This window comes from Vibrio sp. ECSMB14106 (assembly GCF_000972265.1).
GTDB classification, from domain to species: Bacteria; Pseudomonadota; Gammaproteobacteria; order Enterobacterales; family Vibrionaceae; genus Vibrio; species Vibrio kanaloae.
The window spans coordinates 366,210-388,363 of record NZ_LAUM01000001.1 but is presented as its reverse complement, the minus strand read 5'-3'; the positions used below and the strand labels follow the sequence as shown (position 1 = coordinate 388,363).

15 protein-coding genes are annotated in these 22,154 nt (G+C 43.2%); 9 read left to right on the top strand and 6 right to left on the bottom strand.

The genetic code is table 11. The features are described from left to right. Window positions 1-300 precede the first annotated feature (300 nt). Both WR49_RS01640 and WR49_RS01635 read left to right on the top strand, forming a co-directional pair. Window positions 301-708: a SulA-like leucine-rich domain-containing protein gene (locus tag WR49_RS01640; RefSeq protein ID WP_046222841.1), complete on the top strand. Its 408-nt coding sequence runs from the start codon at window positions 301-303 to the stop codon at window positions 706-708. A gap of 306 nt (window positions 709-1,014) precedes the next feature. Further along, on the top strand, window positions 1,015-2,118 hold the full coding sequence (locus WR49_RS01635; RefSeq protein ID WP_017055177.1) for a phosphoribosylaminoimidazolesuccinocarboxamide synthase: 1,104 nt from the start codon (window positions 1,015-1,017) through the stop codon (window positions 2,116-2,118). Window positions 2,119-2,266: 148 nt separating this feature from the next. Here WR49_RS01635 and WR49_RS01630 read toward each other — a convergent pair whose 3' ends face one another. Next, a complete protein-coding gene (locus WR49_RS01630; protein WP_046222840.1) occupies window positions 2,267-2,644 on the bottom strand; it encodes a hypothetical protein in 378 nt (125 codons plus the stop codon). 204 nt (window positions 2,645-2,848) lie between these two features. After that, entirely contained in the window at window positions 2,849-5,227 is a 2,379-nt protein-coding gene (locus tag WR49_RS01625) for a helicase-related protein (RefSeq protein ID WP_046222839.1), read from the bottom strand. Window positions 5,228-5,411: 184 nt separating this feature from the next. On the opposite strand from WR49_RS01625, the gene WR49_RS01620 reads away from it, so the two are divergent. The 3 genes from WR49_RS01620 (at window position 5,412) to WR49_RS01610 (ending at window position 9,618) form a co-directional block, all read left to right on the top strand. Continuing rightward, window positions 5,412-7,100 carry an NAD-dependent malic enzyme gene (locus WR49_RS01620; RefSeq protein WP_017055173.1) on the top strand — a complete coding sequence of 563 codons (1,689 nt, stop codon included), beginning with the start codon at window positions 5,412-5,414 and terminating at the stop codon, window positions 7,098-7,100. Between the two features lie 149 nt (window positions 7,101-7,249). After that, a complete protein-coding gene (locus tag WR49_RS01615; protein ID WP_046222838.1) occupies window positions 7,250-8,002 on the top strand; it encodes a SanA/YdcF family protein in 753 nt (250 codons plus the stop codon). A 245-nt stretch (window positions 8,003-8,247) separates the two neighbouring features. After that, on the top strand, window positions 8,248-9,618 hold the full coding sequence (locus tag WR49_RS01610) for an SLC13 family permease (RefSeq protein ID WP_046222837.1): 1,371 nt from the start codon (window positions 8,248-8,250) through the stop codon (window positions 9,616-9,618). 151 nt (window positions 9,619-9,769) lie between these two features. On the opposite strand, the gene WR49_RS01605 is transcribed toward WR49_RS01610, so the two are convergent. Beyond that, window positions 9,770-11,065, bottom strand: coding sequence for a GGDEF domain-containing protein (locus WR49_RS01605; protein ID WP_046222836.1), 1,296 nt, complete (start codon window positions 11,063-11,065; stop codon window positions 9,770-9,772). 310 nt (window positions 11,066-11,375) lie between these two features. On the opposite strand from WR49_RS01605, the gene WR49_RS01600 reads away from it, so the two are divergent. Further along, window positions 11,376-12,200 carry a DUF2797 domain-containing protein gene (locus WR49_RS01600; protein WP_046222835.1) on the top strand — a complete coding sequence of 275 codons (825 nt, stop codon included), beginning with the start codon at window positions 11,376-11,378 and terminating at the stop codon, window positions 12,198-12,200. Window positions 12,201-12,413: 213 nt separating this feature from the next. Here the strand turns inward: WR49_RS01600 and WR49_RS01595 are convergent, their stop codons facing one another. The 3 genes from WR49_RS01595 to WR49_RS01585 form a co-directional block, all read right to left on the bottom strand. Beyond that, window positions 12,414-13,649 (bottom strand): cysteine desulfurase-like protein, encoded by a 1,236-nt coding sequence (locus tag WR49_RS01595; protein ID WP_017055168.1) that lies wholly within the window; start codon window positions 13,647-13,649, stop codon window positions 12,414-12,416. Then, a complete protein-coding gene (locus tag WR49_RS01590; RefSeq protein ID WP_197078516.1) occupies window positions 13,633-14,292 on the bottom strand; it encodes a 2OG-Fe dioxygenase family protein in 660 nt (219 codons plus the stop codon). Before WR49_RS01590 ends, WR49_RS01595 begins: the two co-directional genes overlap by 17 nt. A 777-nt stretch (window positions 14,293-15,069) precedes the next feature. After that, window positions 15,070-16,737, bottom strand: a complete 1,668-nt coding sequence (locus tag WR49_RS01585) for a GGDEF domain-containing protein (protein ID WP_046222845.1) — start codon at window positions 16,735-16,737, stop codon at window positions 15,070-15,072. A gap of 526 nt (window positions 16,738-17,263) precedes the next feature. Here WR49_RS01585 and trxB point away from each other — a divergent pair. The 3 genes from trxB (at window position 17,264) to cydC (ending at window position 21,884) form a co-directional block, all read left to right on the top strand. Beyond that, entirely contained in the window at window positions 17,264-18,223 is a 960-nt protein-coding gene (trxB, locus tag WR49_RS01580; protein ID WP_046222833.1) for a thioredoxin-disulfide reductase, read from the top strand. A gap of 162 nt (window positions 18,224-18,385) precedes the next feature. Then, complete coding sequence (gene cydD / locus WR49_RS01575; RefSeq protein WP_046222832.1) at window positions 18,386-20,170, top strand: heme ABC transporter permease/ATP-binding protein CydD; 1,785 nt, start codon at window positions 18,386-18,388, stop codon at window positions 20,168-20,170. Then, on the top strand, window positions 20,163-21,884 hold the full coding sequence (gene cydC / locus WR49_RS01570) for a heme ABC transporter ATP-binding protein/permease CydC (protein ID WP_046222831.1): 1,722 nt from the start codon (window positions 20,163-20,165) through the stop codon (window positions 21,882-21,884). The genes cydD and cydC overlap by 8 nt, the downstream gene beginning before the upstream one ends. Window positions 21,885-22,154 lie beyond the last annotated feature (270 nt).

The window sequence follows — 22,154 nt, the reverse complement described above, 5'->3', positions numbered from 1 at the left end:
CTTATCTTCTTATCTTCTTATCTTCTTATCTTCTTATCTTCTTATCTTCTATACGGAGGTATACAGTACTTTTATGCAAAAACCACTGTATACACCTGTATGAAACTCACATATTTTTCAACTTATGAGACAAAATAGTAAATTCATTCGAATTTAATTTATTATTTACTTTCATATAGTTAGATGATCACTATCTATTTTTTTGACAAAGATCGTCCAATAATCCCGCAAAAAACGCTTGATCTTATAAGCAATCAAAACTACTGTATACACATACAGCATGTATATAAGGACAGCAAAATGATTCAAGCACACGTTAAAGCACAACACTCTAGCCCGCTAGTTCACTGCGCATTTACATCAGTTTCTCGTAAAAGCAAAAATTCAAACGAGGAAGCGTTGTTTGCAAGAATGGCGTTGCTGTCCAATCAACATCAGTGGTTACTGTTTACCGCTCAAACACCAAGACCATCAGCTAAACAGCTTAAGCAACATAATGTTTGCTGCGACCGCGTTATTCATATGAAAGCCTCTCATCAAATGACTGAGGTAGAAACTGTTGAGAAAGCAATCTGTTCTAAGAATGCTAGCGCGATTGTTGCAAGTGCATCGATTGACCAATTCAGCCAACAGTACCTAAGAACACTAGGGTTACGCTTTCAATGTGAAGTCTTCTTTATGGATGCAAATTCAGAGCGTATTCACTAAACCACCTTGCTTAATAACATTTTGGCTCAAAAACATAGCTCACAAACATAGCTTAATCTTTTAGCTAACAAAGTTAACTTAACAAACATAGCTCCAAAACAAAGTCCAAATATACTGCCTTCCCCCGCCCTACAATTCGCCAATTTTTTAGCGGATTGTTAGGCGGGGGTTTTTATTTAAATAATAGATTTAGCAATCGATTGCTTTTTCTCTGGAAGCAAATAGTAGATTGGGTATAATGCCCGTCTAATCATGTGCACACCGCACTTCTCTGTACGACGTTTGATAAAAAATAGGAATGTCTAAATGAGCCTTGCTGATCAAGTTCTTGCCGTAAATGATGACCTACCAATCCGTACTGATAAACCTGTCCACAGTGGCAAGGTTCGTTCGGTCTACTGGTTAACTGAAGAAGATAGCCAACGACTAATTAAAGAGAAAGGCTACGATGTAGCACCAGATGCGCCTTTAGCAATCATGGTGATCAGTGACCGTATCTCTGCATTTGATTGTATCTGGCGTGGTGAAGGGAATCTTAAAGGTGTTCCAGGTAAGGGAGCGGCTCTGAATGCTATCTCTAACCACTGGTTCAAATTGTTTAAAGACAACGGACTTGCTGACAGTCATATTCTTGATATCCCTCACCCGTTCGTATGGATTGTACAAAAAGCTCGCCCAGTCATGATCGAGGCGATTTGCCGTCAATACATCACAGGTTCAATGTGGCGTGCGTACGCGAACGGCGAACGTGAATTCTGTGGTATCGAGATGCCTGAAGGCCTTGAGAAAGACAAGAAGTTGCCTGAGCTACTGATCACGCCTTCAACAAAAGGAATTCTGAAAGGTATTCCTGGCGTTCCAGAAGCTGACGATGTGAACATCACTCGTAACAACATCGAAGATAACTTTGCAGCCTTCAACTTTACTCAAGCAAGCGACATCGCGCATTACGAAAAACTTCTTAAAGAAGGCTTCAACGTAATCAGCCAAGCGCTAGCAAAAGTAGATCAAACCTTTGTTGATACCAAATTTGAGTTTGGCTACGTCAACGATGCTCAAGGCAAAGAAAAACTTATCTACATGGACGAAGTTGGTACTCCAGATTCATCGCGTATCTGGGATACTCAGGAATACAACAACGGCAACATCGTTGAGAACTCAAAAGAAGGTTTCCGTCAGTTCTTGCTTAACTACTTCCCTGATGCAGACATCTTGTTAAACAAAGAACGTATGCCAGAGCGTGAAGCATTGGCTCGTGATAATGAACTTCCACTTGATTCGCTAATGTCTCTGTCTCGCACTTACCTTGATATCGCAGCGAAAATCACAGGTGCAGAGATCGTACTGAGCGAAAATCCTAAGCAAGAGATCATTGATGTACTGCGCGCTGACTATGGTCTAATCGACTAGTCGCTTAATTGCTTAATCTCAAAATAAAAAGCTAGAACGCTAATAAGCTCGTAGACACAAGTTTTAGATACTAAAAGGGCCTCAATATTGAGGCCCTTTTTACGTGTACGTTTTACTATTCCTGAGAGAGGTTGTAGGCGAACTGAAGTTACAGCCTAATCGTAAACTCTTCTCCAGAATTAACCGCAAGCACTAAATGACTACGCGATTCGATATACTCTATCTGCTCTTCTTCAAGAGAATATGGCATCACAACTTTGAGTTCATTTATTCCTTCTAGCTTGGCAAGCTTGAGCAAAGTGACAATGTTTGATTCATCACTTTTACGCGTAGACATTGATTTCAATGCCATCTGCCATAAGCGATCTTCTGGGCTTGCTAGCTCTTTAATGCTATCGCGCCAGACAGTACTGAATACTGGGGTAATGGTGGTAAGTGCTTCCAGGAAAGTCCATTTTTTACTGCATGAGGCGCCAAGAAATGTTGTGTAATCAAATTCTACACGCGTCTCTTTCTGTTTATCCATGATGTCCCCCGACACTTTGGCAACACAATATACTCAATATCCACCAACTTCTTTTATATAGCAATAGGATATAGAAGAATGGTCTTTTATGACCTTTTGATTGGTTAAAAATGCATATAAAAATCAAGTTTGTAACAAAATACGCACTGATAAATCACATATGCGCCTATTTGATTAATATTTTAGAGATAAAACTTATCTAAGCTATTTTATATCGATAATACGGCTCGCTTTTTTATATTGAATACGCCATCCTGACCATGTTGGTAGTTCCCAACGTTTTGGCGATAACTTGCGACCACCCGATTGATAATGCACGTAAATCAGCTTTCTTCCGGGGAAGTATTCAACATCAAGCTGCAAATCAGCAAGGCTCAAAGAAAACGGATATTTTTCTGAAAACTCTGAATAAAGCCAAGTTGGGATGCCTTCAAAGGGAATATCTGACTGTTCGAACATTTCTAGCTCGCTAATGTCAGTAACCCCTAAGACTCCAAGTTGCTCTATAAACCATCCCTCAAAACTCAATTGCTCAATCTCTGGGGTATTGTGTATTTTCTCATCGAGCCCAAGTCTCACGTACAACTGCCAATGCTTGATCTCTTGAGTGCGGAGTTCTGCAAAACCGGGAAGCTGAGCACCGCTGACTACGAGGTCTACGATAGGCTTCAATGACAATTGACCTTCAGCCGCCACGAGTTTAGTCATAATAGGGCGGCCGGCATAGACCAACGCCACCTCGGTAAAAACACCCTCATCATAAACAACAGTTTCACCTTGCTGCCATTCACCTAACTCTGCTTCGACCACTAGCTCTAGAGGCACTGGTGCGGTGGTGGTCGCTAACGTGAGTGTCTGCTTCACGCCACGCCCCGGCAAGGTATGAGTGTCCAACGCCAACATGGCTTGTGCATTATCAGGAAAACGACTCTGACGACCGAGTACCACTTCTAACGCTCCATTGGCAAAGGCTTCTTTCCTTTTAAGTCGGCGCACAAACATCAGTTCAGGATGCAGATTTACAATGGTCTTGAGCAGTTCAATGCGTTGGAAACGTGACGCGACTTCTAGCTGAGGAAGTTCAAACACCTCCCGCATTTGCTTAGCCAGTCCTTGTGCTTCATTCAGTGCTTGTTGGTCGATATCTAGATGCGGATAATCACGACCGCGAACAATCTGAATTAACAGGGTTAAATCACACCCTTCTTTTTCTTGCTGAGCCAGCGCTTCAAGATGCTCTGCATTGTTAGGTAATTGGTACAAACGAGCCGGAACAGACAACGCAGCAGTGAGATCCACCATGGCTTCTTTTAGTGCTTTGGTTTTGATTCGAGTAACAATGTCGGCATACAAAGCATCAATCGGCAACGGGTAAAGATTTTTACCGTGCTCAGTAATTTGATGGTCGATATCAATCGCTTCCATTGTCAGTAAGGTTTGGGTCGCACTATTTAGCGACCTCTCAGGAATAAGGTCAAGAAAAGACAAGCTCTCAAGCGAGGTGCCGCAACATGCTGCAGCCAACATAGGTTCAGTCAGCTCTTCACGCTGTAACTCAGGCGGTGTGACTAACTCTAACGCCGCATGCTCTCCATATAGACGAACGCAAACGCCATCCATTACCCTACCCGCGCGGCCAGCTCGCTGTTTGGCACTCGCTCGTGATATGGATTTAAGCATCAGTGTGGTTCTGCCATTACGCTGGACGGTGCGCCTTTCTAATCCTGAATCTATCACCACACCAATGTCAGGAATGGTTAATGACGTTTCTGCAACGTTGGTCGCAAGGATGACCTTTCTCAGGGTATTTCCTTCAACATTGATATTGCGACCCGATAACGCTGAATCTCGCTCTTTATCACTGACCGACGCATGCAATTTAACAACTTGGATATCTGGATTTTTCGCTAAGACTTGTTCGCATTGCACGATCTCTTTTTTACCCGGCAGAAAAACCAACATATCGCCAGAAGAAGCGATCAGCTGATGATTCACTTCTTCCGCAATACGCTGTTCTAGATGTCGAATATCAGGCAGTGTTCTGGATTCGTTCGCTCGGTGCTCAATCTCAACTTGATAAGTTCGCCCTTCACAGCTTATGCGATTCGCATCCAAATAATGAGCAAGGCGTTCCCCCTCAATGGTTGCTGATGTGATCACCAAACGATGACTCGCTTTTTGCTTCAGAATCGCCACCAGCAGATCAATGTCCCAGCGTCTCTCGTGAAACTCATCCACCACGATGACATCAAAGCTAACGAGTCCATCTTCTGATAACCAACGCAGCGCGATACCGGGCGTCACAAAAACGACGCTAGTTTGCTCGTTGTATTCTGATTCAAGCTTAATCGCATAGCCCACTTTGTTACCAAGCTTCTCGCCCGATTGTTGCGCTAAATATTTAGCGAGTGACGTACAAGCGATTCGTCTTGGTTCAACAACCAACACTCGCCCATGCGCTGATGCCCAAACTGGTAAGCGTGTTGATTTACCCGACCCGGTTTCAGCTTCGACAACAAGATGAGAATTAGAGATCTGTTCATAGAAAGTCTTTTGATAAGAATCGATGGGCAGTGATGACATACAGAAGGTAACTAATGAAAAACGGTGAGCAAAGTATAACGAATTATGACGTTAGAATTCGAAAAGTGTGGGACATAATTAAGAATATCATTTTGTTTGCTCAGATCTCGGAGAAACTATTTACAATTGAATAACTAAACCGTTATCATTTTTCAGTTACCCTTTCTCCCATATTAGGCATCCAATGAACAACGATAAACGCCCTCTATATATACCTTATGCTGGTCCTGCTCTACTAAGTACTCCTCTTCTAAACAAAGGCAGCGCATTCTCAGCTCAAGAACGTAGTTCTTTCAACCTTGAAGGCTTGTTACCGGAAACAACCGAAACAATTCAAGAGCAAGTTGAACGTGCTTACAAGCAATATTGCAACTTCGAAAGCGATATGGATAAGCATATCTACCTGCGTAATATCCAAGACACAAATGAAACGCTCTTTTATCGTTTAGTTCAAAACCACATTTCTGAAATGATGCCTATCATTTACACGCCAACAGTTGGCGCAGCATGTGAGAACTTTTCAAATATTTACCGTCGTGGTCGTGGCTTGTTTATCTCATATCCGAACCGCGATCGCATCGATGATCTACTGAATAATGCAACCAACCACAACGTAAAAGTTATCGTGGTAACTGATGGTGAGCGTATTCTTGGTTTGGGAGACCAAGGGATCGGTGGTATGGGTATTCCAATTGGTAAACTCGCACTTTATACAGCTTGTGGCGGCATCAGCCCAGCTTATATGCTACCAATCGTGCTTGATGTTGGTACTAACAACCCTCAACGTCTTGCAGACCCTATGTATATGGGTTGGCGTCACCCTCGTATCACAGGGGCTGATTACGATGCATTCGTTGAAGAGTTCATCCAAGCCGTTCAACGCCGTTGGCCTGATGCATTAGTACAATTCGAAGATTTCGCTCAAAAGAATGCAATGCCATTGCTTGAGCGCTATAAAGACCGCATCTGTTGTTTCAACGATGACATCCAAGGTACAGCAGCCGTCACTGTAGGTTCTCTACTTGCAGCATGTAAAGCCGCAAACAGCAAACTTTCAGAACAGCGTATTACCTTCTTAGGTGCAGGCTCTGCCGGGTGTGGTATCGCTGAAGCGATCATCGCGCAAATGGTATCTGAAGGTATCAGTGATGCTCAGGCTCGTTCTCAAGTGTACATGGTTGATCGTTGGGGCCTGCTACAAGAAGGCATGCAAAACCTACTTGATTTCCAACAACGCTTAGTTCAAACCAATGCGAATACTAAAGGTTGGGAAAGTGATAGCTCAGGCTTCTCACTACTGGATGTTGTTCGTCACGCAAAACCAACCGTTCTTGTTGGCGTATCTGGTGCTCCGGGTCTATTCAGTAAGGAAGTCATCCAAGAAATGAATCTACACTGTGAACGCCCTATTGTGTTCCCACTGTCTAACCCAACTAGCCGTGTTGAAGCAACACCAAACGACATCATTCGTTGGACTGATGGAAAAGCATTGGTAGCAACGGGTAGCCCATTTGAGCCAGTAACTCATAACGGCACAACTTACCCAATTGCTCAGTGTAACAATAGCTACATCTTCCCAGGGATCGGCCTTGGGGTACTTGCTGTGAATGCGTCACGCATCACTGACGAAATGCTAATGGAATCGAGTCGTGCGCTTGCAACGTGCTCTCCACTCGCAATCAATGGTTCAGGTGCTCTACTTCCACCATTGGAAGAGATCCATACCGTATCTAAGAAGATTGCTCTCGCTGTTGGTAAAAAAGCGATTGAACAAGGTGTAGCTCTAGAGATCACCGACGAAGCACTACAACAAGCCATTGACCAACACTTCTGGCAGCCGGTTTACCGTCGCTACAAGCGCACCGCATTCTAATAAAAATTGTTACGCTTCTAATCAAAGCCTCTGTAATCACAGGGGCTTTTTCTTTACACAGTCTTGTCTTTTTAACTGATTTTTCTCATTTTTATTTGGTATTATCGAACACCAAAAATTTAATGTTCAACCAAAGGGCCATACCGAGAGTGAAATTCGATTCTCACGTTTACCGTACCTACTTACTAAAAGCTTACCAAAAACTACAAGGGTTTATGTTCGGCGCCTTCCTCGTATTCTTGGTAAGCTGCGCTGCAATTATTGCTATCGATTATTGGGTTTCATGGCAAGCAGAAGATCGCATCATTTACGATATTGATGAAGTACCTGAGCGCGAAGTTGCGGTTGTCCTCGGCACCAGTAAATATTTAGGTCGAACACTCAACGATTATTATAAATACCGAATTGAAGCAGCTATCGAGTTGTTCAATCGTGAAAAGGTGAATCAATTTTTACTGAGTGGCGATAACGCTCACCGTTCTTACAATGAACCTTGGACGATGAAACGAGACTTATTGAAAGCAGGTGTTCCTGATGAACGAATCAATCTAGATTACGCTGGATTTAGGACATTAGACTCAATTGTTCGTGCAAAAAAAATATTCGACACAGATAACTTCCTGATCATCACTCAAAAGTTTCACTGTGAAAGAGCGCTATTTATCGCTAATTCTTATGATATACACGCAAAGTGTTTAGCGGTTTCTGGACCAACTCATCACTCGGGAATGACCATACGCTTACGTGAAGTGTTTGCCCGCACCAAAGCGTTTCTTGACCTATACATTATTGGGACCACACCTAAATTTCTTGGCCCGAAAGAGCCAATTCAACTAAATCCAAAACAAGAATCATCACCTATCCCTCCGCCTATTGCAGGACCAGCAGAGACTGATGTGTAGAAAACTACACATTTTTAATTTGTTACCTCACACTTCCCCACTGTTACACAAAAACACACCAACACTCCTTTATTAACTTAAGTAACATTATCCCAACAAAGCCCACCCCTACATCGAGTCAATGCATTAGCACTGTATAGCTTGAAACAAGATAATTCGAAAACTATATACCTCGAAAAAATAAGAAGCATCGCTCTTTGGGTCAGGTGCACCAATAAAACGAGGATAAACAAAAGGAGCGCCTTATGACGGCACTTGTTACTACACTGAAACACTGGCTGTTTACACGCAACAGCATGATCTTAATTGGTAATTTCTCGCTATTTGCGTTATTGCTCAACACCTTGCCTTTCGAAGCTCAAGTGAATACAGGTCTAAGTATTCTCGTATTTGTCGCGATTTTATGGTTAACCGAAGCCATTCACGTCAGCATCACAGCTTTGCTCATTCCACTTTTGGCTGTCTTGTTTGGTGTTTTCAACACATCGGCTGCATTATCTAACTTTTCCAACCCGATCATCTTTCTGTTTATGGGGGGGTTTGCTCTTGCGGCGGCACTCAACAAACAAGAACTAGATAAAGCGATTGCTGATAAGGTGCTTCTAATAGCAAAGGGGAAAATGTCTGTCGCCGTCTTCATGTTATTTGGCGTAAGTGCTGGGTTATCAATGTGGATCTCAAACACAGCCACCACTGCAATGATGCTTCCCCTTGTTCTTGGCATCATGAATAAAGTTGACCAAAGTGAAGACCGCAATACGTATGTGTTCGTGCTTCTGGGTATCGCCTATTGCGCATCCATTGGTGGTATTGCAACTTTAGTCGGCAGTCCTCCAAATGCAATCGCAGCAGCGGAAGTTGGCTTGAGTTTTACTGAGTGGATGGAACTGGGTCTACCGATCTCAATGATCTTGCTTCCAATCGCGATGGTCATCCTATATGCGATGACTAAACCTAAGCTAAACCACAAGTTTGAGTTAGACCACGCTCCTGTAGAGTGGACAAATAGTAAGAAAATCACTCTATCTATCTTCCTCTTAACCGTTACGCTTTGGATATTTGGAAAACCAATCAACGCAATGATTGGCGGGTTCTCTAAATTTGATAGCTTGGTTGCAATTGGTGCGATTGTACTGCTTGGTGCTTCTAGAGTTGTTGATTGGAAAGATGTCGAGAAATCAACGGATTGGGGTGTACTTATTCTGTTCGGCGGTGGTATCTGCTTAAGTAATGTTCTTAAAGAGACTGGTACCAGTGTCTTCTTAGCACACTCACTCAGTGGCTTCTTGGAAACGGCTGGCGTGCTTCTCACAATTCTTGCTGTAGTTGCTTTTGTTGTATTCCTGACTGAATTTGCGAGTAACACCGCAAGTGCCGCACTGCTTGTCCCTTTATTTGCGACTATTGCTGAAGCTCTTGGTATGTCACCCGTTATTTTATCAGCGTTGATCGCCGTAGCTGCGTCTTGTGCCTTTATGTTACCAGTTGCAACACCGCCTAACGCAATCGTGTTTGCCTCTGGTCATATCAAACAAAAAGAGATGATGCGAATCGGTATGGTGTTAAACCTAGTTTGTATCTTAGTACTTACGTTGTTCGCTTGGATTTTCTGGTAAACATTCAATGTTTAAAGAGTCGACCTGATAGGTCAATACTTATAGGAATGCTCTAAAAATTGGTTGCAGTTCCCCCGGCTCACCAATATAAAAAATGCCACACGTTACATATGTACGTGTGGCTTATAAACTAACTAAAACAATTTTCAGATTAGTGACTCAAGATCACCTGATTTCGCCCCGAATGTTTCGCTTGGTACAAAGCCTCATCTGCACGAGCAATCGTCTCCGACCCCTTTTCTTGCTTCATTTCCGCAACGCCAATACTGCAAGTCAGAGGATCACCATGCACCCAAAGATGCTGACTAACCAAAAATCGGACTTTCTCAGCCTTCCTCTGTGCTTCATCAGCATCAGTATCAGGACAGAAAACGATGAATTCCTCACCGCCCCACCTCACTAGCTTATCAGTGTCACATATCGAACTGCCGACCACCATTCCGAACTCTCGTAAAACATGATCCCCCATTTGATGTCCGTATTTATCATTCACACTCTTAAAGTAGTCCAGATCGAGGTACAAGATACTCAACTTTCCGTGGCCTCGCTTAACGTGTTGAGACTGCATTTTCAGCCACTCACGAACGGCATGCCGATTTAAGGTCCCAGTCAATTCATCACGATGAGCTAATTCTGAAAACTCTAAATTCTGATCTCGAAGCGCTTGGTTAAGACTTTTAAGATGAAGGTGTCTTTTCTCCACTATCAACATACGCTTTCTTGAACGATGCAGTTCTGAAACTAAAAATGCCGTACCAGTACAAACCCAAATAAACAGCAGAATCATAAATAGGCTCTCTGTTGAAATAGACGAACCTTCAAATTCAATGCTGCGTATCACGATTCGATGATGGCCGATTTTCGCTCCAGAACCCGTCGCAAACTCAACCATGTTAACGTTCGAATACTCTGGTAAGGAATGCTCAAGATCAATATTGTTATCGGAAAGCCACCATGTCATGACTTGTAGGTTGTTGATGGGAATTTCAATAACTCCACCATCCACGCCAGGCGAAAATTCCATTCCGTTGTACTTATGCGTGTACTCGTCATCAGGAACAGAGTAAGCCGGATTATAATTTCTCAAATACGTTCTTAAACGAGCACTAGAACCTTCGTCTGTATGATAATCAATATTCACTCTAAAGGTATGGTACTGGGAAAGATCAAGGCCAACGGTGATGTCTGGGTTGATACGAATCGATAGGCCGCAATATGGCCAAGGGTACTCCGACACCTTCAGTTCACAATCGAGGATGTATTGCTTGTCTTCAAATGAGATTTTAGAGGTACTAACGCCCATGTGGATTTGATCACTGGTCGCGATAAATTCGTATTTTTCAGGGGTAATAGAAGTGATTAAACGATTTCCGTTCACTCGGTAATATTGCATAATCGCAAGTGTCGCAATAACTAAAAAGATGACTATTTTATGGATCCACTTCACTTCTAAGTTTCCGGCTTACTGCTTCTAAAATATAAAACTAATGGTATAAGAATTCAGAAGACCATTAATTTTGCGACAATTTATAACTAATAGTTCATCTACAAACGTTATATCACGCGTGAACAAAATGTCATACTATAATTTATAAATGGAATTTTTTATCAGTTACCCACCATGATAATCAAATAATCTTACGTATAAAAACGGACTCTATTTGTTATACTCAGCGCATAATCATCGTTAACCGTGGCGCCTGCTTACAGAGCGTCCGAGTCGACGAAATAATAATCAAAATACAACGAGTAATGTCATGTCTTTATTAGCAAAAGGAACACTCAAGAAGATGAGTGCTTCGCTCGATGGTGCGGTGACCTACCGTCTACCTGTCGGTGAAGAGTTTGTGGAGCTAAACCCTCTGATTGGTAAAACCATTAATCTCACTCACACGGGTAATATTTTTTGCTGTTCGTGTGGTAAGAAAACCAAAAAAAGCTATTCTCAAGGCCACTGCTTCGTCTGCATGAAAAAGCTCGCTAGCTGTGATATGTGTATTATGAAACCAGAGACGTGCCACTATGATCAAGGAACGTGCCGTGAACCTGAATGGGGCGAAGCAAACTGCATGGTTGATCACTTCGTCTATCTTTCGAACACTTCAAGCCTTAAGGTTGGTATCACTCGTCATACTCAGATCCCCACTCGCTGGATCGATCAAGGTGCCACTCAAGGCTTACCAATCTTGAAAGTGAAAACACGTCAGATTTCTGGCCTGATTGAAGTTGAGTTAGCAAAGCACATTGCTGACAAAACCAACTGGCGCACGTTGCTAAAAGGCGACGGTGACGATATAGAGTTGGCAGAAAAAGCCAAAGAACTCTTGCCATTGGTTGAGGATAAAATCCAAGAGATCAAAGCTAAGTTTGGTGACGATGCTATCGAGATTCTGAGCGAAAACATCACTTCACTGAGCTACCCAGTTGAGCAACACCCAGTGAAGATTGTGTCGCATAACTTTGATAAGAATCCTGAGGTGACAGGTGTACTTCAAGGCATTAAAGGCCAATACCTAATCCTAGATACGGGCGTGATTAACATCCGTAAATTTGGCTCTTACGAAGTGGAAGTATCAGCTTAATCATTTGCTAACACGAGACGAAGTCTTTCTTAACTTTAGCTCTCAGTAAATTAAGTGTTGAACAACTCACAACCAGTACATGCACAGTCGGTGTGGCTATTGTTAAATCAATAAGCTCAATGAAATAAAAAGAGCATACTCCCTACTCAATACTATTGAGGCAAGTATGCTCTTTTCTAATTCGATAACGGCCAAGGTATTAGTTACTTCTTGCTAGTTACTTCGCAAGATCCCTTCAAGTACATTGAACAGCAAGTCGATCTCTTCAATCGAGTTGTAATGCATACAACCAATACGTACCACGCCCTGCTCTTCGATACCCAACTGCTTCACCAAACCTAGCGCATAGAAGTGTCCATTCCACACACAGATATTATGCTCACCCAGCTTCTTAGCGATAAACTCTGGAGAGTGGTTATCAAAGGTGATTGCGAACGTTGGGGTTCTTAGGTTCGAATCAAACTCTGTCTTACCATAGAGTTTTGCCCCTTCCAGATCGGACAAACGTTTTAGGAAGTACTCACTAAGCTTGCTTTCATGCTTACTATACAGCGCATAACTTTGCTCTAAACGAGAACGTAATGAATCGGCTGGATCACCTAACTGCGCCAAGTAATCCACCGCCGCAATCACACCCGCAAGGCCTTCAAAGCTTTGCGTACCTGTTTCAAAACGGCCTGGGCCAATGTTTGTCGCTGGCTCTACCTTGTAAGGCTTTAAAGTATGTAGCCATTGAGGTGAAATATAAGCAATGCCAACATGCGGGCCGAAGAATTTATAAGCTGAACATGCCAAGAAATCACAATTCAGCTGCTGAACATCGATCAAATGATGTGGAGCGTAATGCACGGCATCGACATAAACCTGCGCACCATGCTGATGTGCAAGTTCGATAACTTTCGCCATGTCGACAATCGAGCCCGTCGTGTTCGAAGCAAACGTCACCGCGACAAGCTTGGTTTTCTCATTCAGCAGCGACTCAAAGTGCGCCATATCCAAACTGCAATCTGACTCATCCACACGAACTTGGCGAACAATAGCGCCTTTGTCGTCTGCCGCTTGCTGCCAGCTCGATACATTAGAATAATGGTCTAACGCCGTGACGATAACTTCATCGCCTTCTTGCCAATCGCGGCTGATCGCTCGGCTAAGTTGGAAGGTCAGAGATGTCATGTTCGCGCCGAATACAACATTGCCTGAAGATTCAGTGTTGAGTAGCGCTTGTACCGCTTCTCTCGCTTGCTGCATTAAGCCTGTCGTCTTTTGGCTCGAAAAATAGTGACCGCCTAGGTTTGAATTAAAGTGCCCAAGATATTCCGTCATTGATGCTAAGACATTTTCAGGAACCTGAGAGCCCCCCGGCCCATCAAAAAAGGTCACAGGCTTACCGTTATGGTATTGGCCTAGCGCGCTAAACTGCTGGCGCACATCGTTAAGAGTGAAGGACATTGCGCGCATCCTTAGCCGTAAGAACAAACACATCCATATAGCCCATCTCATCGTGGTCTATGGTACGAATTGGTTGTGCATTATGCCAAAGCTTACTGTCAGCCAGCATTGCCACTTCACCATCGCCTAATACTTTTCTAAAGAATGGCGCTTCATGTGAGTCTTGATACAGCATGATTTCACCGCCCACAATGTTATGTCGGTTCACACCGATTAAGGCGATATGATCAAAACCATCTTGGTGAACACCTTCCGGAGCGACCTGAGTTTCTTCAAAGATAGCGGCAATGCGGATCTGATGAATTTCGATTTCTTGCCCGTCTTCAAGCCCATTCGTTTCAATAAACAGTTCACACATCTCTCGCATGCCTTCACTGCTTATAATTTTCGCTTCAATCGGCTCAAACTGGCGAACAACATCACCTTGAAAATGGTTAATATCTTCAGACTGAACAAAGTTATGTTTGTTTAGTTCAACGACCTGTCCGTTGCGGAATTTAACCACTGAGTACCTTCTCAATCGAAACTGACCATCTGCATGCTCCGTACTTGGAAGCTTGGAGAATGAAGGTGACAGCTCCTCAACCGCGTGGTTACTGAGATGGGTAATATGTAGGGTATTTTCGTGAGCATGTAACATCATCGACTCCTTAATGATTGTTAATCCACATTCGGCATTTAACGTTTTATTTACATAAAGGATACTTGAAGATCTTGCCAAATCAACAATAAACAATCATTTATCCCGTCAAATTTAATAATTAAGATGATAAAACCAAATTCCAAATAAAAAGCAGTGTATAACACCAGAATAAAAGATGACCAACTCTTAAAACTAGCACACTCCACTAGCCAGTTAAAAACACCTTAAATTTTTTATATAGCGATATTATTAACTATCCTAATAAATTTCACACTCTATCAACCCTTTTTCTTCAATACGCCAGTCTCCTTGCATAAGCTCAGTCCTCACTATCGCCATCATTCATTTCTATATTTTTGCACAGTAAAATACGACCTACCTATCAGATGCCAAGCTACTGATGACTTAGCCAACAAAATCAAGCTGGTTAATTTGCGAGTAACCCAAAATTCACAAGCCTTTTCTTGCCCGTCTGGACAGGTCGAGTTAGGGGGAACTCGGCCGCCCTCAAATAGAGTGCTTTCTAACAAAGCCTACAATTATAAATGATGCATTTATTTGGAATATGACGGTCTGCCTTTATATTCTAACTTAGAATTCGTTAAAAATTGGCGACTATAAAGAGTGGGGATGTTCTATACAAACCAGATGGGAGGGTAAGCAAGCTTGAAAGGTTGATCGCTAAAAGAACCATCTTTGGTGAAATTTACACCAAAAGTCAAAGCGAAAATAAGTTAACTAGACTTAAAACGATTCATTTAAAAATAGTACAATGAGCTAAATCTCAATTTCACTGGACCGATTTTTGAAACCGTTCTTCGAGCGCTTCTGCTGGTACATTCGCTGATCAGCTAAGCTCAAACACTCAGAAAAATTGGCACATTCGAAACTAAATGCGCTTCCAAAGCTGAGGCCAGATTGGGGCCAATCAGCACTGCGAATTTGGTCTTCGACCTGAGCCACCCTATGCTCGATCTGAGAATAAAGGGCCTCACCTTGTGTATCTTTATCAACTCTCAATAACCAGATAAATTCATCGCCACCAGCTCGATAAACCATTCCAAGGTCTGTAAATTGTTCTCGCATCATGCGGCTGGTGTATTCTAAAAAGCGATCCCCTTCATCATGACCATAAGTGTCATTAATCGATTTAAGGCCATCACAGTCGATAAAGACGATGCAATAAGAGTTATGTGCCAATTGTTTACTGGCATCATTAAAATCCAGTCGGTTTCCAAGTCCAGTCAAACTATCCACCCTAGACTGGATATACGTTTTCTGATGTTGACGCTGTTGAATCCGCAACCATTCAGTCAGTGACAATAAAATACAGATGCAATCGATTGCCAATGCAACAACAACTATCACTTCTGTCGAGCTCTGAGTCGGCAATGGCGTAACATGCGCAAAAATGTAATATATCAAGGCCGCGCCATAAAAAAGTCCACCGACCAAATAATACTTAGCGACAAAGTTTCGTTGATAAGCCATTACTATACCAGTCACTATCATCGTCGGTACCCAGATTGCTGCAATCAAATGAGACATAACAAAAGTCAGAGGGAACGGGGCAAAGACATTAATAAACCCAATAATGACACACAGCCAACTAAAGATATGAAAGATAAGATTAATACGAATAAAGTGTTGCGGAAATCCAAACAATAATCTTGTGTAATAGCTAGAAAAAGCAACCGCAAACGGAAACAATACCATCCCAAAATAAACGGGGTTCAAACTTTGGCTTGGTAGTAAGTACCCCCAAGCGCCAGAAGCGGCAAACCAGCCCAAACCATGCAGCCCGACATAGCCAGCACAAGCCAGTGTAACCGGCTGCTTAGTTTGAAAATAACAAAATAGAGCGAGAATTCCCAATGTCAGCATAACCGTGATAGAAGCTAAAGTGAGCGTATTATTGCGGAAAACACGAATATGAAATGCATGTTCAGGTTGAAGAGTTAAGTTAATTGCCGTTGGGAATTTTTTTGCTTCCAAGTAAAGCCAAAGTATTCCAGATTCTCCTGAATTCAATATTAGTGGGAAGCTTTGCCTGTGCAGATGCGGAATGCTCTTATCACTTAATTGGCCAAAATCGAATATTCGTCTAACCTGACCATTTTTTGATTGCCAGTAACCCCAACCTTGGTCCAAATAGTTGACACGGAGCGTAACAATTTGGTGTAACGACTTAATTCCGGGGTTGGCTAAATCAAGCCTCAGCCCAAACGCCCCTTCACCACCAAATATCGTTTCAATCCTTGAAGATGATTCGATATGTTCTCTTAATATGGGAAAATCGACCGGAGCAGATAATAGAGGCACTTCATACCATTTTACAGCCTCACCAGCTAACACAGATTGCTCCCCATTGACTTGCAACGGAGAAGCAAAGGCTAAATTTAGGCACACACTAAACACACTGATAAAAAGGAGGAGAATCTGCATATAGTTAAAATAATTCCGCATGATATATAAATATCAATAATAACACATACAAAAAAATAACAACCGAGAAACGCTCAATAATTCAAGTGTTAACCAACATTAAACCGATTCATTATCATATCGTTCATACCAAAAGAGGCGCCTTGTGATCGCTTATCTGCGACCTAATTTTGATGAACTCATGCAGTGTCCTTTAAGACAAATTTTTTAAGATAAAAACATAATATTCAGCTCTTTTTGTTTTCTACCCATCAGGACATATACAAAAAGAAATATCTGTTCTAGAAACATTATTCTCACGAAAGCTCTTAAAATGAGCAATCAAGTATTGCTATTTGCAAGAGTACTTCCTTAACTTATTACTTTTGGTCTAACACAGGAATACAAGACGCCATTTATTTCGGTTATGTTCTAACCTATAACGATTAATTACACTTCAGCCCTTGTTTAACCTTTTATTGCCTCCATATTTTCCATACAATCCTAAGCGATTATAAATAAAAACAAATTCAATTTCGGAGTCCTCATGAGCGACGTAAAGCACTGTAATTTATTGATTCTTGGTTCTGGCCCTGCTGGCTATACAGCTGCAGTTTACGCTGCTCGTGCAAACCTAAACCCAGTACTTGTTACCGGTATGCAGCAAGGTGGTCAGCTTACCACCACAACAGAAGTGGAAAACTGGCCGGGTGATGCTGAAGGTTTAACGGGTCCAGCACTAATGGATCGCATGAAAGAGCACGCAGAGCGCTTTGAAACAGAGATCCTGTTCGACCACATTAACGAAGTCGACCTATCAAACCGCCCTTTCCGCCTTAAAGGCGATTCTGGCGAGTACACATGTGACGCTTTGATCATCTCAACGGGCGCATCAGCTAAGTACCTAGGTTTAGATTCTGAAGAAGCATTCAAAGGCCGTGGCGTTTCTGCTTGTGCAACGTGTGATGGTTTTTTCTACCGCAACCAGAAAGTAGCGGTTGTGGGTGGTGGTAACACGGCGGTTGAAGAAGCACTTTACCTATCTAACATCGCGTCTGAAGTTCACCTAGTTCACCGTCGTGACACGTTCCGCGCTGAAAAGATTCTAGTGAAGCGTTTAATGGACAAAGTAGAGAACGGTAACATTGTTCTTCACACTAACCGCACGCTAGAAGAAGTTCTGGGCGACGATATGGGCGTTACTGGCGTTCGCATTAAAGATACTCAGTCTGACAAGACAGAAGATATCGAAGTAATGGGCGCGTTCATCGCTATCGGTCACCAGCCGAACACTGAAATCTTCAAAGGCCAAGTCGACATGAAAGATGACTACATCATCGTTCAGTCTGGTCTGGAAGGTAACGCAACACAAACCAGCATCCCAGGCGTGTTCGCTGCAGGTGATGTAATGGACCACAACTACCGCCAAGCAATCACTTCTGCCGGTACGGGTTGTATGGCTGCACTGGATGCTGAACGCTTCCTAGACGGCCTGAACGATAAATAAAATCTGAGATTACAGATTTAAATATCGAAGTCCTTGCCTCAGTGGATGCAGGGCGTCATCACAATTTGTTATAAATCCCTAGAGCCCAGTGGTATATCCACTGGGCTTTCTTTTGTATACTACTGGCCCTCAACGAATAATAATTATCATTAAGCCTTCATAATGGATAAGAAAAAACAACGCAGCTTGAATAAGTGGCTGAAGCAACAAAGTAAGTTAGCAAAACGCTGGCTTATGATTGCGATTAGCCTTGGCGTACTTTCAAGCGTGTTTTTAATTGCTCAAGCAGCTCTTCTCGCCTCTATTCTTCACCAGCTGATCATCGAGAATGTCGATAAATCTGAACTGGTTGGTCATTTCGCAGGCTTGGCATTATCGGTCGTTGGCCGTGCTGGCTGTACATGGGGACGTGAAATCGCAGGTTATCGCTGTGGTGAACAGATCCGTGTCTACATCAGACAACTCATCCTTGATAAGTTACGTGAGTTAGGCCCTGCTTATATCAAAGGCAAACCTGCGGGTACGTGGGCAACCCTATTGCTAGAGCAAGTTGAAGACATGCAAGACTTCTTCTCTCGCTACTTACCTCAGATGTCTTTGTCGGTGATGATTCCGTTTATCATTCTTGTAGTCGTGTTCCCGATAAACTGGGCTGCCGGCTTGATCTTCTTGATTACCGCGCCACTGGTACCGATGTTTATGGCGCTTGTCGGCATGAAAGCCGCAGATGCAAACCGTAAAAACTTCAAAGCACTTCAGCGTCTTTCAGGTCACTTTTACGACCGTTTGCAATCAATGACAACCATTCGTCTGTTTGATCGTACAAGCGCAGAAACAGAAGTATTGAAAGGTGCTTCTGAAGTGTTCCGAACTCGTACCATGGATGTATTGAAGATCGCTTTCTTGTCTTCTGCGGTTCTTGAGTTCTTCACATCTATCTCGATTGCGATGACGGCGGTTTACTTCGGTTTCACTTACATCGGTGAACTGAACTTTGGTCATTACGGCGTTGGCATTACTCTATTCGCGGGTCTGTTTATTCTTATCTTGGCACCGGAGTTTTACCAACCTCTGCGTGACTTAGGTACGTTCTACCACGCGAAGCAACAAGCGGTTGGCGCAGCCGAAAGTATTGTCGAGTTCCTAGAAACAGACATCACTAAGGTTAAATCAGGTGACACTCAACTAAACCCAACCCAAGGCATCAATATTGAAGCTCAAGACTTGAAAGTGTTGAGCCCTGAAGGTTTTCAACTGGTTGGCCCTATCTCGTTTGCGCTTAATACTCGCCAGTCGACTGCATTGGTTGGCCCAAGCGGTGCGGGTAAAACAAGTTTGATCAACGCCATACTTGGTTTCATGCCTTATGAAGGAAGCTTGAAAATCAATGGCATTGAATTGCGAGACCTAGACTTAGCCTCTTGGCGTAAGACGATTAGCTGGGTTGGTCAAAACCCGTTGCTACTGCACGGCACAATTCGTGACAACGTCACCCTTGGTAAGCAAAATATTACTGACCAAGTTGTCGAGAATGCACTCGAGCAATCTTTTGCTAACGAATTCGTAAACGAACACGGCTTGGATTACATGATTTCTGATCGTTCGGGCGGTCTGTCTGTTGGTCAATCTCAGCGTTTGGCTTTAGCTCGTGCGATGATTCAAGACGGTCAGTTCTGGTTGCTCGATGAACCTACTGCCAGCTTAGATACTCGTAGCGAACAGCTGGTAATGAAAGGCATCAATAGCAATATTGAAAGCCGCACTGCCCTGCTTGTAACGCACCAACTTGCTCCTCTTCAATCGGTCGATAATATTCTGGTTATGCGCGATGGTGGTCTTGTTGAACAAGGTCATTACTCTCAGCTTTCGACTGCGGGTGGTTTATTCGAAGAGATGCTTAACGCGAACTTAGCTCAACAAGATAATAAGGGTAATTTAGATGCGTGATTTACTGCCTTACCTGAAACTCTATAAAAAGCATTGGTTTGGCCTATCGCTGGGTATGCTATTAGCTTTTGCAACACTGTCGGCTTCAATTGGCTTGTTAACGCTATCAGGTTGGTTCATTTCAGCCTCTGCTGTTGCTGGCCTTACGATTGCGCGTGAAACCTTTAACTACATGCTACCGGGTGGTGGTGTACGTGGTTTAGCCATGGGCCGAACAGCGGGGCGTTGGGGCGAACGTGTTGTGAGCCACAATGCAACATTCAAACTGTTAACTGATCTACGTATCTTCTTCTTCAAAAAACTGGCACCGCTGATCCCAGGTCGTATTTCAAACCTTCGTGACGCAGACCTACTGAATCGTTTGGTTGCTGATGTCGACGCAATGGACCACGTGTATCTGCGTTTAGTAAGCCCAGTGACGGTTGGTGTGTTCGGAATTTTCTTTCTAACTCTTTTCCTGATGTGGTTCGATACTGCCCTTGGTTTAATTTTAGGTTCAATCCTTCTCATCATGCTTCTGGTTTGGCCGATCTTGTTCTACAAGCTGGGGAAACGTAACGGCGGTGAACTGACCCAAAACAAAGCAGAGCTGCGTGTTACGACACTAGATTGGATTGAAGGCTGCAGCGAGCTAACTCTGTTCGGTGCTGAAGAGCGTTACCGCAACGCCATTCTAGATACACAACAGAAGCTGATGGCGAATCAGTTTGTCAATGCCAACTTAACCGGCATGGCATCAGCTGCACTGATGCTGTTCAACGGTTTGACTCTGGTTCTTATGCTTTGGCTTGCTGCTGACGGCGTGGGTGGTAATGCACCAGACCCGTTCATCGCGCTAATGGCATTCGCAACTATGGCAAGTTTTGAACTGCTGATGCCTATTGCAGGTGCATTCCAGCATTTAGGTCAAACTCTGTCTTCTGCTCGTCGCTTGAACGAAGTAATTCTGTCTGAGCCTGAAGTTCAGTTCGCGGAAGAGAAGCTCGACATCAACAAGCCGCTTGATATTACGTTCTCAAACGTGACGTTCAACTACCCTGATTCTAAGCGCAGTGTTCTAAACGCAGTTGATCTAACGATTCTGGCAACGAATAAGGTTGCGATTGTTGGTCAAACTGGTTCTGGTAAATCAACTCTAATTCAACTTCTGACACGCTACTGGGATCCTAAAAAGGGTTACATCTCAATTGCGGGCATTGAACTGACACACTGGAATGAATCACAACTTCGTGAATCAATCAGCGTGGTCAGCCAACGAGTAGACATCTTGAATGGTACTCTCCGTGACAACTTGTTGATTGCAAGACCAGAAGCAACCGATGATCACTTAGCGAATATCCTAAAAGACGTTGGCCTAGAAAAGCTGCTTGAGAATAATGCACTTGATAGTTGGTTAGGTGACGGTGGTCGTCAACTTTCTGGTGGTGAGAAGCGCCGTATTGGTATCGCACGTGCGATTCTTCATGATGCCCCTATCCTGCTTCTCGATGAGCCAACAGAAGGCTTAGACAAGCAAACAGAGCAAAGTATTATGACAATGTTCGAAAAGCACTTTGAAGGTAAAACGGTTATATTCATCACGCACCGCTTGATTGGTCTAGAGTCGATGGATTCTATCGTTCTGATTGAACAAGGAGAGATTGTAGAAAATGGCTCTCACGAGAAGCTGTTAAACGAAGAAGGACGTTATTTCCAGCTTCGCCAAGCAATCTAGCTTCTTCATAAGTTATAAAAAACCATTCAAGGCCCGAGTTTATGCTCGGGCTTTTTTATCCGCTCCCTCGAACTATCAGTTCCTCTATGCACACCAAGCCGGTAACGCACACAGGAGACTAATGGTAGTGCCAATGTCAAACCGACGTTACCAGAACTGCAAGTTGATAACGCGCTATTTATGAGCGCTGAGTTACTCTGATTGGTATAACTCTCTCATGCGCAAATGCAAAAAAGCCGAATATGATAATCACATTCGGCTTTCAATTTC